Here is a 12711-nt window from a genome sequence, read left to right on the forward strand (position 1 = left end):
ACACTAACGATTAGCTAAATACTCTTCCCAAATTTTATACAACTGATAAGTAGCATAAATATCTTTTGAACAATAGACTGCGATATCTTTTATTTTACCTGCTTCATAAAGGGTTTTCACTTCCATTCCCGATATATCTTTTGATTTTGGAGATTCAATTCCAAATGCGTGACAATAAAAATCAAGATTAAATTTTCTTGTTGTACTGTAAAAAGTAAATTGCTCGAGCAGATCAATATGCTCATCACCATACCGGTATGCCATTAAGTTTTTGCTTGGCTTAATTTTCAGAATTGCAGAACGCATCATTAAGAAAGGAACATCAAAATTTCTCCCGTTAAATGTTACAAATTGATCAACATATTTTGCAATTCTCCAGAATGACTCCAGCATTTCTTTTTCAGTTAAGCCTTTATAAAATACATTTGTATTTTCAGAATTCCATTCTTCTGATTTTTCTGATTCGTAGTACACATAAGATTTATCTTTCATAACATCATACATGCCAATTGCAATACACCTTGCAGTAAAGGGATAAAGCGAGGTATATCGAATAGTCTCATCTTTCATTGTTTCTCTCTTTACCGGATCATTTTCTTTTTCAGAGTACTTTAATAAATATTCCCGCTGGCTATCAGAAAGAGAATCGAAAGGAACAGAACAAGTTTCAATATCAAAGATTAGTTTACGCATTTTAACCTCCAAATAATGAATTAAGAATGTCATTGTAAATCCCTGATTCTATCGGGGTGAAGCAATCCGCAACCATAAATTATATTGTTTAGTTCGAGGATTTACTCGCAACGACAATTATTGAAGAATCTCAACTCCAGGTTCAAATGTTTTAATCTTTTCAATAAACTCATTTGTTAATGGTGTTGATTTCCTTGTTTTGGGATCAACAAAAACTACTACTCCTTTACCATCAACAATGATTGAACCGCTTTTTTTATTTACAATTATATGATCATATCCAAAAGAAGATTTTTTTATATATGATATCCTGGAGTAAATATCCAACTCATCATCAAAATAAGAATGTCCGCGATAATTAATTTCATTCCTAACCATAAAAAACAAATTACCGTCTGAAAAAATTCCTCCCTTAGGAATTAAGCCGGCAGCTTTAATATATTCAAGTCTCGCTGTTTCAAAATAATTTATGTAAACGGCGTTGTTACAGACACCAAGCATATCTACTTCGTGAAAGCGTACCTTAACTGATGTCTTATGTGTAAAATCTTTTATTTCCATTTATTTTTCCATTGCTACATCGTTGTATTGCTTCATTGTTAAAATTAAAACAATTGAACAATGAGATAATCCAACAATTTAATTAACTAAATACTTCATCAATTATATCAGCAGCTTTTTTAACATCATCAAAAGAAACATCCAGATGTGTAATAGCGCGTATCAAATCTACTTTACCTATTGAAAGAAGTAATCCCTTATCCTTGGATTTTTTTATTCCTTCTTCAACAGAGATATTTTTTGGACGAAAAAGCAGAATGTTTGTCTGCACTGCTTTCAAGTCAATCTCAAGATTTGTATTTGCATTAATTCTTTCGGCAAGAAATTTAGCTTTCTCATGATCATCTTTTAACCGATCAATATTATTCTGTAAAGCATACAAACCGGCAGCAGCAATAATTCCGGCTTGTCTCATTCCCCCGCCCCAGGCTTTTCGAATCCGGTAAGCCTCTTTGATAAAGTCTTTTGACCCAGCAATGATAGAACCAACCGGTGCGCCTAATCCTTTTGATAAGCAGCAGGAAACTGAATCGAAGTGTGAGGCATAATCCTTTACAGAAATGCCGGATGCAACAGAAGCATTCCAGATTCTTGCTCCATCTAGATGATAGTTAAGATTATATTTTTTTGCTAATTCCTTTAATGCAATAATATTTTCAATCGGACAGATTGTTCCGCCAGCACGATTATGAGTGTTTTCTATTTCAATAACTTTTGTCCTTGGCATATAATAAGCAGAAGAGGGACGGATAAATAATTCAACCTGTTCAACAGTAATAATTCCATATTTACCATCTATCGGATTAAGCTGAATACCGCTTAATGCAGCTGGTGAACCAGATTCATAATTAAAGATGTGGGCATCACGTTCGCATATAACTTCATCACCGGGTTTTGTTAAAATATTTAAGCAAATCTGATTTCCCATCACTCCGCTTGATACAAAAAGCGCTGCTTCTTTACCAAGTAAATCAGCAGCATATTGCTCAAGTTTGTTTACTGTTGGATCTTCTTTAAATACATCATCGCCTACTTCGGCATTATACATTGCTTTTCGCATTGCTTCTGAGGGACGTGTAACTGTATCGCTTCTAAGGTCAATCATTTTTTACTCCATATCATTGCGAACATGGTTTCACTAAACGAAGCAATATAAATAAATAATTACATATCACTTCGCTTTTGGTCGCGATGATATTAATTATTATAACTTAAATTTTTTCTTCATCCACATTAAAATATTAATACCAAAAATCCAGAATCCAAATGCAGATGACAGAACCGGAATTATCAACGGATATTTAGTATAGAAAGTTATCTGATCGTTTAATGGAACATCAACAACCAAATAAGTTCGGGTAAACATTTCAGTTTCAACTTCAGTAACGCCAAATTTATTTATCAAACAGCTTATTCCTCCATTGGCACAACGAACTACAGCTCGTCTGTTTTCAACTGCACGTAAATCTGCAAATTCTTTATGTTGATAAGGTCCGCTAAGTTTACCATACCAGCTATCATTTGTAACTACTGTCAGAAACTCAGCGCCGCGTTCAACAAAGTTATTTGGGAATGCCGGAAATACAGATTCATAACAAACCAAGCCTCCGATTTTTACAGTGTCACCATTATCATAAAAATTAAAGACTGTAGTATCCTGTCCGATATTCCAGCCGCTGATTCCTACTCCCCATTTTAGAAGATCACCTAAAAACGGAAGCTGATCAACAAAGGGTGTGTGTTCGCCGAGCGGTACAAGATGAATCTTACCATATCTTTGAACTTCATAAGAATCATCTTGCAGTAATAAGATTGAATTATAAGTTCCGTAAAAATATTTTCCGATCTCACTATATTTTGCAGACTTTGGAGGATCAGCACCAAAAATCCTGAAGTCGGGCATACCAGTTAATAATGATACTTTATTAGCATTCAGGAAAGAATAAATTGTATCAACTTCTTTTTCGTAACCACCCGATAATAAATAAACAGGTAAAGCTGTTTCTGGCCAGATAATTAATTTCGCACCTTGATCAATACATTTTTGTGATAGTTCAAAATAATTATCAAGTATTTGTCCCAAACCTCCTAATTCCCATTTATTCCAGGGATCAATATTTGGTTGAATGATTCCAACTTTTATTTTCTTCTCAATTTCATCCGATGATGAGATTTTTATAAAGCCATAAATAATAATCAGAACAAAAATTCCTGCTGCTGCAGATATATTCAATAATCCGGATGAAGATTTATCTATAAAATGTTTCAATCCTTTAAATATGAAAATGTTTATCCACAATACTATAAAAGATAAACCAAATGCCCCGACAACATCAGCAATCTGAATAAAAGAAGTAAACTTTGTCAAGCCGTGCCCGATTGTAAGCCACGGAAATTTTAAATCAGTTAATGTTAAAATATATTCTCCTGTAACCCAAAACATCGGAAAGAAGTATAGAGAAAGATCCTTCTTAAAAACTTTTCTTGATAAAAAATAAAGAGATGAATTTATAAGCATCACACAGGGCAGAAAGAACACAAGTACAACACCGCTCAACATTAAAAACGGATCAGCTTTACTTTGCCAGCTCCCGACCCAGTATATTGTGGTAATACTCATTGCAAAAAATGTCAGGTAAGAAGCTTTATTAACATCAGCTAAACTTTGTCTTTTAGTAACAACAAAAAAGAATGGAACAAAAGCAATAAATAAAAAGAGAGTAAACGGAAAAGGAAACGGAGTAAATGAAATACCAAACATCAAACCAGAAAGGATTAATAAGTACCTTTCTCTTTTTCTGATCTTTTTTTCTTCAGCTGATAATTCAATCTTATTTTTTCTATTAAATAATTTCAATTAATTCTTTTCTTCTTAATAAAATAGTTAATGACTAGTAACAATATTACTATAGCTGTTACTGCAACAACTATATTGCTGTAGGTGTTAAGATATCTATCTACAAGAGCAACATTTTCACCAAAAAAAATTCCAAGATAAATCAGTATAATATTCCATAGCAGCGAACTGATGGAAGAAAGAAACATTGTTTTGTGTACATCAAGACGGCTCATTCCTCCAAAAAATGAAATAACTGCTCTTGTGCCGGGTAAAAACCTGTTTGCAACGATTAAATAATATCCCCATTTACGAAATGCTGTTTCTGCTTTTTCAATTGTCTGAAGATTTATAAACTTCAATTTTCCTGAGTGAATTAGTTTTTTATCCAACAACCAGCCTATACCGAAAGCTGTAAGGAAACCTGCAATACTTCCTCCGGTAGCAAAGATAAGAGTTGGGATAAAATGTAAATAATTTGTTCCAACTAATGTACCTCCGATTACAATAACAATATCACTCGGCGATGGAGGGAAAAGATTTTCGATATAAGCAAAAGTGAAAAGCAAAACATAAATCAAGATTGGGGTTAAGCTTGATAAGTGGGTAAGCAGCTCTTCAATCATTAATTTCCTTCTTTACAAGTAAGACTGTGGCGTAAGAAATAACTCCTTCGTTTCTTCCAACAAAGCCGAGTTTTTCCGTAGTGGATGCTTTTAATGAAACTTGTTCAATATCTACTTTAAGTATCTCTGCAATCTTACTTCTAATCGCAGCAGAATAAGGAGAAATCTTCGGCTGCTGCAAAGCAAGAACACAATCAAGATTCCCGACTTCATAGCCTTTAGATTTTACTAACTCATTAACCTGTTTTAATAACAGCTTGCTATCTGCATCTTTCCATTTTTCATCTGTATCCGGAAAATAAACACCAATATCACCAAGTGCTAAAGCACCAAGCATAGCATCACATATTGCATGCAAAAGCACATCGGCATCTGAATGACCAGTCAGACCTTTATCATAAGGAATTTCAATCCCCCCGATAATTAACTTCCTTCCTTCAGCAAAAGCGTGAACATCAAATCCAAAGCCTGTTCTAAAATTTAATTTCATTTAATTCTCTTTGTTAGCCTTGATAAACTTTATATGCAATGCGTGAATTGATTGAATATTTAGCACGCAAAGAAAGATGAGTATGTTTAATATCGAACTTCAAATCTTGAAAATTCATTTTTATTCTCTGACCATTCAACAAAGCAGTTAACAACATGCGCTCTTGATGGACCAATTTTTAATTGTTTAATCAATTCAAGTATCAATACTTCATCACCTTCAACCTCAGTTAGTACTTCGCCTGTAAACAGATTTTGCGTATAGCCTTTCAACCCAAGGTTTTCAGCATGTCTCATCACAAAGTATCTGAAACCAACTCCCTGAACAAGTCCGTTAACGATTATTTTTGTCCGTTTACTATTATTCATTTTTAGTTGAAAATATTTCTGACAATATCAGCCCTAAAAAAATAAGAACACATCCAATCAAGCCAAAATTAGATATTTTTTCATTTAGTAAAAAGTAAGCAAAGACAGCGGCAAAAATAGGTTCGATGGAATAAATTATTCCTGCTTTTGTAGGTGATACTACTTTCTGGTATTTCAACTGAATTATTGTTGCAAGTACTGATGCAAAAACAGAAGTGTAAAGAACTGTAAAGATGAGATTACCAGTCAGGGTAAATCTAACAGTTTCAAGAGAAGTAACAGAAAACACTGCGGCTAATAAAAATCCACCAATAGCAGAAATTAAAAGCTGAACAAAAACCATTGGAAGGTAATCGTACTTTTTAGTAAATACATCTACATACACAACCTGAAAAGCAAATAACAAAGCACAGATTAAGGTCAGAAGGTCACCAAGATTAAAATCAGAGCCAAGTTTTTGCATAAAACTAATAACATTATCTCCTCCGCTTGATAACATAAGCAATCCTATAAGCACTAAAACAATACTAATAAGATTAAACCAGCCGGGTTTTCGTCTTTCAATAATCAATTGTAAGATTGGAATAAAGACAACAAATGTTCCGGTTATAAAACCAGATTTTGTTGCAGTGGTAAGATTAAGTCCGATTGTTTGAGTAGCAAAACCGGAGAAATAAAAAACTCCAAGTATTGAGCCGGCTAAAAAAGTTTGTTTGTTTATTACAATCAGTCTGTTAAAAGCAAAAGGGATGATTAACAGCGCTGCAATAGTAAATCGGATACCAACAAATAATGTTGGAGAAATATCTGAAAAAGCATCCTTCATTAAGGCAAATGTAGCACCCCAAATGATCGTCATTGAAAATAATGCAGTTTCGCCAAAATATTTTTTCATGAGTGCATAGTTCTGAGCTTTATTTCAGGCTAAACCTTAACCTTCTTTTTCACGAATGTAACCAAACGATTTTAAAAATACTGGATTTGAGCGCCACTTTTCTCTTACTTTAACTCGCAGTTCAAGATAAACTTCTTTGCCTAAAAATTCTTCAATTGCTTGGCGGGATTTTTCGCCTAATTGTTTTATTGCCCTGCCGGCTTTGCCAATAATAATAGGTTTCTGAGAATCACGCTCAACAACAATTTCTGCACTGATGTAATCTTTGGCGCTTTGTCTTTCTTTAAATTCAGCAATTAAAACTTCACAACTGTATGGAATTTCATCTTCATAAAGTTCAAAAATCTTTTCGCGAATTATTTCTGAAACAAAAAATCTCTCATTCTGATCAGATACAATTTCATCATCGTAATATTTTGGACCTTCAGGCAGGTTTTCTGCAATTTCGTTTTTTAATCTTTCTATGTTAAAGCTTAAGTTAGCTGAAACAGGAATTACAGATTTAATTTTTTTTGTGTCTTCATATCTTTGTATAAGCTGAACAGCTTTATCCTGCGGTATTGTATCAATCTTATTGAGTACTAATATTTTAACTTTCGAATCATCATCCATAAGGTTTTTTATAATTTCATTCTCTTCTGATTCTTTTAGTGAACCAATTGAGCTGACATCAAAAATTATTATAAAAACATCTGCATCTTTAATTGATGATTCAACATCTTCCATCATTCTTTCCTGAAGCAGATAAACCGGTTTTAAGATTCCCGGTGTATCAAGAAAAATTATTTGATATTCCTTTTCGGATAGAATACCAAGAATCCTTTTTCTTGTTGTTTGGGGCTTTGCCGTTATTATTGAAATTTTCTGACCGAGCAAAGCATTCATTAAAGTTGATTTGCCAACATTAGGCAAACCAATTATTGCTGCGTAACCTGATTTATTTTTCATCATTTTTAAATTTATTAGGGTGCAAATATAACAATGATAAGGGAATTAATAGATAGCCGAAAGCTGCAATTAAATCAACAGAAGAAAATTCTGATTAGAGAAAGGAGTACATAGTGAATCAGTGAGTAAAATTATTTTTTGATTTCTTTTGATATTCGTAAAAAAAATAAGCAGATACCAACATTACAAAAGATAAAACTGAACCGAAGATTGTAATGTTTTTCTTTCCGAACAAATCTGAAATATAATTACCTAAACCTTTAGAATAAGTGGTAACTACCCGACTTGACTCAGGTGCTGAAGAGGATATGATTTGATAGAATATGTAAACAACAGTTCCAAGTACAATAATTCCCAAAAAGGAAAGGACGATAAATAAAAAATATTTCTGTTGTTTTGCTAACACTTTTCTGCGTTGAATCTTTTGCAGAACTGATTTTGAAAAATCCGGAGTAACTGATTCTAAATTCATTTTGTGCAAAATTTTGTCTGCATTTACAAGAGCGAGGTATCTTGATTTCAATTCCGGAATATTTTTAATCGCATCATTTATTATTCTAACTTCCTCAGCACTAAGCTCATTATCAATATACTTATTCAGCATCTCATCGCTAATGTTGCTCATAATAATTCCTTTTTTAAATTCCTTTTTTGAATTATGTCTTTTAACAGATTGCGTGAACGATGCAGTATCACTTTAACATTTGGCACCGAAATATTTAAAACCTGACTGATTTCTTCACTGCTCATTTCCTCTAAATAAAACATTGATATTACAGCAGCATTTTTAGCTGGTAATTCATTTATAATTTTATTTATTATTTCTGAAAGCTCTATTTTATTATAATCATCTGCGCTGTATTTACTTTCCAGATAGTCCAGATTATCAATTGTCTGCATTTCATTTTCAACTTTTCGTTTTATACTTGACAATTTAGTCAATGCAGTGTTATAAACTATTCGATAAAACCACGTAGAAAATTTCGATTCAAATTTAAAAGAACCAAGATTATTATAAGCTTTCATAAAACAATCCATTAAAACTTCTTCTGCATCAAATTCATTCTTTAACATTCTCTTAAGCATCGTAAAAGATTTGTTCTTATAACGATCTACTATGACAGTATAATCCGCAGTATTTCCCTTTAATACTGATTCAATAATTTCTATATCTGAAAGATCTTTCACTATCATTATAGACTAATCCGTTTTAAGAAAGGTTACAAATTAGATGCTCAATTATAATGTCAGCCTTGATTCAATTCAATTGTAACCTAAAATGTTTTTGTCAAGTCAAATGTAATAGAAAACAAATTAAGATTTATAAACATATCTTTCATTAAGGATTAAAAAAGGAGAAAATTATGGCTTCCGAAGTTATTGCAGTATTTATTCCGATAATAATAACATTAGTTGTTGGGATAGTAATCATTGTTGCTTTTTATCTGGAATCAAAAGAAAAACAGCTGCTAATTGAAAAAGGTCTTTCTGGCGAGGAAATAAAAAAATTTCTGGAAAAGAAAAGAGATGGGCTTGGATTGATGAAGATCGGCATTATCTCCATCTTCTTTGGTTTAGGATTAGGTATCGGAATGATGCTTCAAGATTGGAGCAGCAAAGAATACTGGATTCCACTGTTTCTTATTGTTAGCACCGGTGTTGGATTTGTATTAGCTAACATTATCGCTAACAAAATGAAAAACAAAGACACATAAAACAAAAAGGGATTATCTCAAGATTATCATCATTAGTTTATTGAGAGATGACAGATAAAATTATTCTTGAGATAATCCTCTTAAAAATAATTTATTATTATTCCTGTGCTTCAAGCCAGCGCTCTGCATCCAAAGCAGCCATACAACCTGTACCTGCAGCAGTAACAGCCTGACGATATGTTTTATCAGCAACATCACCGGCTGCAAACACACCTTCAATATTAGTGTAAGTTGACCCTGGTTTAGTTATCAGATAACCTGTTTCGTCCATATCAATTATGCTTTTAAATAGACTTGTATTCGGCTGATGTCCAATCCCGATAAACAATCCATCAGCAGTAAATTCAGTTACTGAACCGGTTTTAGTATCTTTTAACATCACACCAGTCATACTCTTTCTTCCGCCCTCTTCTTTGCCTAAAACTTCCGTAATTACTTTATTAGTTAAGAATTTAATTTTAGGATTCTTTAATGCCCTTTCATACATAATTTTTGATGCTCTGAATTCATCTCTTCTATGAATGATTGTAACTTCACTTGCAAATTTTGTTAAGAAGTTTGCTTCTTCCATAGCTGTATCACCGCCGCCGACAACAATTACTTTCAGACCTTTAAAGAAAAATCCATCGCAGGTTGCACAAGCAGAAACACCATATCCCATATATTTGGATTCACTTTCTAATCCAAGCAATTTTGCTGATGCTCCGGTGGAGATGATTATAGAATCTGCTGTGTATTCTTCTTCATAAGATTTTAATTTAAATGGTCGTTTTGAAAAATCAACTTCTGTTATCTCTTTATAAAATGATTGAGCTCCAAATCTTTGAGCTTGTTTACGCATAACATCCATCAATACCGGACCATCAATTCCATTTTCAAAACCCGGATAATTTTCTACTTCAGTCGTAATTGTTAACTGTCCGCCAGGCTGCATTCCTTCAAATATCACAGGATTTAGTCCAGCTCTTGCTGTATAAATTGCAGAAGTTAATCCTGCCGGTCCCGAACCTATTATTAATACTCTAAAATGATTTTTTTTACCACTTTGTTCAGACATTTTTTCTCCAGAATTATCAAATTAACAAAATTTTTATTTTTCACTCAGGTAAGATTCAGATAAGTTGAGGAAGTTTCAAGTTGATTAGTCCGCATCTTTTAGAAATCCAGCATTTCTTTGCAAGCCTTTTAGCTTTGTCCGTTTAATCGGACTTTCAGCAAACCTTTCATTAAAGCCTTTGTTATCCAGATTTAATACTTCATCAAGAGAAAGCTCTTTGTTCTTGGGGTAAAAATCCTGAATTGAAGTTGTGAATGAGAATTTATTATTCCATGGACAAACATCCTGACAAATATCACAACCAAAAATCCAGTTTTCAAATTTTCCCTTCAACTCAGGTAAAATCTCACCTTTATTTTCAATTGTCTGAAAGGAAATACATTTATTTGCATCAACAACATATTCCTGAACAATCGCTTTAGTTGGACAAGCATCAATACACGCAGTACAAGTACCGCAATGATCAGTAATTATATCCGAATAATCAAATGTCCAATTAGTAATAATCTCTGCAATAAAAAACCAACTGCCTTTGTTTGGATTAATAATATTTGTGTGCTTCCCCATCCATCCTAAACCAGACTTAACAGCCCAAACTTTGTCCATAACCGGACCGGTATCAACATACGATTTAGTTTCAAGTTCAGGTTCAATTTGTTTTAATTCGCTCTCAAGCTTTTCAAGCATTTCCCACATAATAAAATGATAATCTTTTCCCCAGGCATAACGCGAGACTTTTCCCTTTCCCTTTTCTTCGATATGCCTGAATGGAGTATAGTAATTAAGTGCGAGTGAAATAACACTTTTAGCAGAAGGAAGAATCTCCTTGATATCTTTTCGCTTATGAAAATTTCTTTCCATATAACCCATAGTTGCCTGATATCCTTTATCAAGCCACAACTGTAGTTTTTCAGTTTCTCTTTCAAGCAGATTCACTTTTGCAAATCCAACCAAATCAAATCCGAGCAGTTTTGCTTTTTCTATTACTATTTGATTAGTTAATTGCGGCATAAGGTTTAATAAATTGCTCAGTTAAGTACTTGATGTTTTAGAAATTTCATATTGTCATTCTGAACTTATTTGCAGAATCTTATCATTTTAATTTTCAGCGTAAATCAGGAAAGACTGCACCAAGAATTCTAAAGAATCTCTTTCAACTGATTGATTTTAATACTATTGAAAATCCTTAAATACTTTATCCTGTACTATTCCCTTTTCAGAATGTTTTACAGTTGCAATTGCAAATTCAGGATCGTGACAAAAATATAGCATCCAGTTTTCATCAGCAGCTAACTTAAGATATTTTTTCTTTTCCTCAACTGTTACTAATGGCTGAATGTCATATCCCATTATATACGGGATTCTGATTTGCGAAACGAATGGAATTAAATCACAGCAATAAAGAAGTGTATTAGATGAATCAGATATTTTTATTATTTGCTGACTAATTGTATGACCGTTAATAACTTTAAACGAAATATCATCATCAAACTCTTGTTCACCATCAATAAAAGTCAGAACTCCCGCATTAGCTAAAGGTTCAAAATTTTCTTTGATATAACTTCCTTTATCCCTGTCGGATGGATTCATACCCCATTCAAAATTTTTCCTTTGAACAAAATATTTAGCATTTGGAAAAGAAGGGATAATTTTACCGTCTTCAATTTTTGTTGAGCCACCGGTATGATCAAAATGCAGATGGGTTAAAATTACATCAGTAATATCAAGGGGGCTTATACTGTTTAATTCGAGAGACTTTTCAAGACTGAGTTCAGGATCAATACGATAGATATTTTTTGATTTGTCATCCCACTTATTTCCCATACCAGTATCAATCAGGATTTTCTTATCCTTGCTGATAAGCAAAAGATTTCTTGTAGCAAGAGTAACTCTGTTTTGTTCATCGGCAAGATTTGATTTTTCCCAAAGCGGTTTAGGTATTATTCCAAACATCGCACCGCCATCTAAACCGATCTTACCAGAAACAATTGTTTTAAGTTTATATTTGCCAATTTGCATAGAATAATACCTGAAGAAATTTAGAGTAAATTTAAATAAGATTTTAGAAAGGTCGTAATGAAATGAAATAAAAATAAAGGGTGGATTTCCCACCCTAAAATTTATCTTCCTATACTGTCAAGATATTCTTTTCTCTTCAATAATGTATCAACATCTTCAACATGCTTTGGATCAGGGATACAACAATCAACTGGACAAACAGCAGCACACTGCGGCTCATCGTGAAATCCTTTACACTCGGTACATTTATCCGGAACAATATAAAAGAAATCGGTTGAATAAAAACCAGTCGCACCTGAAGGAGCAGCATCATCTTTGCTGTAATGTACACCAGCTAATTCCCAATCAACTCCGCCTTCATAAATTGCAGTATTTGGGCATTCTGGTTCGCAAGCGCCACAATTGATACATTCTTCAGTTATCATTATTGCCATAAATTTTCTCCTTAATTTATTAACAGAACTTGAATACTAATATAATTTCTAAATCTATATGCTATTTAT

Annotated in this window: 16 protein-coding genes; 1 reads left to right on the forward strand and 15 read right to left on the reverse strand. The window is 33.0% G+C overall.

Translation table 11 applies throughout. From position 1 onward, the window contains the following. Positions 1-3 precede the first annotated feature (3 nt). From ROY99_14490 to ROY99_14540, 11 genes are all read right to left on the reverse strand, one after another. Positions 4-693: a ribonuclease H-like domain-containing protein gene (locus ROY99_14490; protein ID MDT3697589.1), complete on the reverse strand. Its 690-nt coding sequence runs from the start codon at positions 691-693 to the stop codon at positions 4-6. A 117-nt stretch (positions 694-810) separates the two neighbouring features. Beyond that, complete coding sequence (locus ROY99_14495) at positions 811-1254, reverse strand: thioesterase family protein (GenBank protein ID MDT3697590.1); 444 nt, start codon at positions 1252-1254, stop codon at positions 811-813. 82 nt (positions 1255-1336) lie between these two features. Further along, complete coding sequence (ltaE, locus tag ROY99_14500) at positions 1337-2359, reverse strand: low-specificity L-threonine aldolase (protein MDT3697591.1); 1023 nt, start codon at positions 2357-2359, stop codon at positions 1337-1339. A 99-nt stretch (positions 2360-2458) separates the two neighbouring features. Next, positions 2459-4111 carry an apolipoprotein N-acyltransferase gene (lnt, locus tag ROY99_14505; GenBank protein MDT3697592.1) on the reverse strand — a complete coding sequence of 551 codons (1653 nt, stop codon included), beginning with the start codon at positions 4109-4111 and terminating at the stop codon, positions 2459-2461. Then, positions 4108-4716, reverse strand: a complete 609-nt coding sequence (locus ROY99_14510) for a DedA family protein (protein ID MDT3697593.1) — start codon at positions 4714-4716, stop codon at positions 4108-4110. The genes lnt and ROY99_14510 overlap by 4 nt, the downstream gene beginning before the upstream one ends. Further along, positions 4709-5206, reverse strand: coding sequence for a 2-C-methyl-D-erythritol 2,4-cyclodiphosphate synthase (gene ispF / locus ROY99_14515; protein ID MDT3697594.1), 498 nt, complete (start codon positions 5204-5206; stop codon positions 4709-4711). Before ispF ends, ROY99_14510 begins: the two co-directional genes overlap by 8 nt. Positions 5207-5292: 86 nt before the next feature. Continuing rightward, the gene (locus ROY99_14520) at positions 5293-5574 is read right to left on the reverse strand and encodes an acylphosphatase (protein MDT3697595.1); all 282 of its coding nucleotides are present in this window, start codon (positions 5572-5574) and stop codon (positions 5293-5295) included. Next, entirely contained in the window at positions 5567-6469 is a 903-nt protein-coding gene (locus ROY99_14525; GenBank protein ID MDT3697596.1) for a DMT family transporter, read from the reverse strand. Before ROY99_14525 ends, ROY99_14520 begins: the two co-directional genes overlap by 8 nt. Before the next feature lie 36 nt (positions 6470-6505). Further along, entirely contained in the window at positions 6506-7417 is a 912-nt protein-coding gene (gene era, locus ROY99_14530) for a GTPase Era (protein ID MDT3697597.1), read from the reverse strand. 118 nt (positions 7418-7535) lie between these two features. Continuing rightward, a complete protein-coding gene (locus ROY99_14535) occupies positions 7536-8042 on the reverse strand; it encodes a hypothetical protein (GenBank protein ID MDT3697598.1) in 507 nt (168 codons plus the stop codon). Next, the gene (locus ROY99_14540; GenBank protein MDT3697599.1) at positions 8039-8611 is read right to left on the reverse strand and encodes a sigma-70 family RNA polymerase sigma factor; all 573 of its coding nucleotides are present in this window, start codon (positions 8609-8611) and stop codon (positions 8039-8041) included. Before ROY99_14540 ends, ROY99_14535 begins: the two co-directional genes overlap by 4 nt. 170 nt (positions 8612-8781) lie before the next feature. Here ROY99_14540 and ROY99_14545 point away from each other — a divergent pair, with 170 nt between their 5' ends. Next, positions 8782-9132 (forward strand): DUF6249 domain-containing protein, encoded by a 351-nt coding sequence (locus ROY99_14545; GenBank protein MDT3697600.1) that lies wholly within the window; start codon positions 8782-8784, stop codon positions 9130-9132. Between the two features lie 97 nt (positions 9133-9229). Here ROY99_14545 and trxB read toward each other — a convergent pair whose 3' ends face one another. From trxB to ROY99_14565, 4 genes are all read right to left on the reverse strand, one after another. Further along, positions 9230-10189: a thioredoxin-disulfide reductase gene (gene trxB, locus ROY99_14550; protein MDT3697601.1), complete on the reverse strand. Its 960-nt coding sequence runs from the start codon at positions 10187-10189 to the stop codon at positions 9230-9232. A gap of 84 nt (positions 10190-10273) precedes the next feature. Next, positions 10274-11200, reverse strand: coding sequence for a tRNA epoxyqueuosine(34) reductase QueG (gene queG / locus ROY99_14555; GenBank protein MDT3697602.1), 927 nt, complete (start codon positions 11198-11200; stop codon positions 10274-10276). 162 nt (positions 11201-11362) lie between these two features. Further along, a complete protein-coding gene (locus ROY99_14560; GenBank protein MDT3697603.1) occupies positions 11363-12208 on the reverse strand; it encodes an MBL fold metallo-hydrolase in 846 nt (281 codons plus the stop codon). Positions 12209-12309: 101 nt separating this feature from the next. Continuing rightward, positions 12310-12642 (reverse strand): 4Fe-4S dicluster domain-containing protein, encoded by a 333-nt coding sequence (locus ROY99_14565; protein MDT3697604.1) that lies wholly within the window; start codon positions 12640-12642, stop codon positions 12310-12312. Positions 12643-12711 lie beyond the last annotated feature (69 nt).

Origin of the sequence: Ignavibacterium sp. (assembly GCA_032027145.1) — a bacterium.
Taxonomy (GTDB): Bacteria; Bacteroidota; Ignavibacteria; order Ignavibacteriales; family Ignavibacteriaceae; genus IGN3.

Bases quoted from the DNA above. Each gene is read 5' to 3' on its own strand.
- ROY99_14535 (MDT3697598.1), bottom strand. From the start codon at position 8,042: ATGAGCAACATTAGCGATGAGATGCTGAATAAGTATATTGATAATGAG.
- ROY99_14525 (MDT3697596.1), bottom strand. From the start codon at position 6,469: ATGAAAAAATATTTTGGCGAAACTGCATTATTTTCAATGACGATCATT.
- ROY99_14495 (MDT3697590.1), bottom strand. From the start codon at position 1,254: ATGGAAATAAAAGATTTTACACATAAGACATCAGTTAAGGTACGCTTT.
- era (MDT3697597.1), bottom strand. From the start codon at position 7,417: ATGAAAAATAAATCAGGTTACGCAGCAATAATTGGTTTGCCTAATGTT.
- ROY99_14510 (MDT3697593.1), bottom strand. From the start codon at position 4,716: ATGATTGAAGAGCTGCTTACCCACTTATCAAGCTTAACCCCAATCTTG.
- ROY99_14520 (MDT3697595.1), bottom strand. From the start codon at position 5,574: ATGAATAATAGTAAACGGACAAAAATAATCGTTAACGGACTTGTTCAG.
- ispF (MDT3697594.1), bottom strand. From the start codon at position 5,206: ATGAAATTAAATTTTAGAACAGGCTTTGGATTTGATGTTCACGCTTTT.
- ROY99_14565 (MDT3697604.1), bottom strand. From the start codon at position 12,642: ATGGCAATAATGATAACTGAAGAATGTATCAATTGTGGCGCTTGCGAA.
- ltaE (MDT3697591.1), bottom strand. From the start codon at position 2,359: ATGATTGACCTTAGAAGCGATACAGTTACACGTCCCTCAGAAGCAATG.
- ROY99_14540 (MDT3697599.1), bottom strand. From the start codon at position 8,611: ATGATAGTGAAAGATCTTTCAGATATAGAAATTATTGAATCAGTATTA.
- queG (MDT3697602.1), bottom strand. From the start codon at position 11,200: ATGCCGCAATTAACTAATCAAATAGTAATAGAAAAAGCAAAACTGCTC.
- ROY99_14490 (MDT3697589.1), bottom strand. From the start codon at position 693: ATGCGTAAACTAATCTTTGATATTGAAACTTGTTCTGTTCCTTTCGAT.
- ROY99_14560 (MDT3697603.1), bottom strand. From the start codon at position 12,208: ATGCAAATTGGCAAATATAAACTTAAAACAATTGTTTCTGGTAAGATC.
- trxB (MDT3697601.1), bottom strand. From the start codon at position 10,189: ATGTCTGAACAAAGTGGTAAAAAAAATCATTTTAGAGTATTAATAATA.
- ROY99_14545 (MDT3697600.1), top strand. From the start codon at position 8,782: ATGGCTTCCGAAGTTATTGCAGTATTTATTCCGATAATAATAACATTA.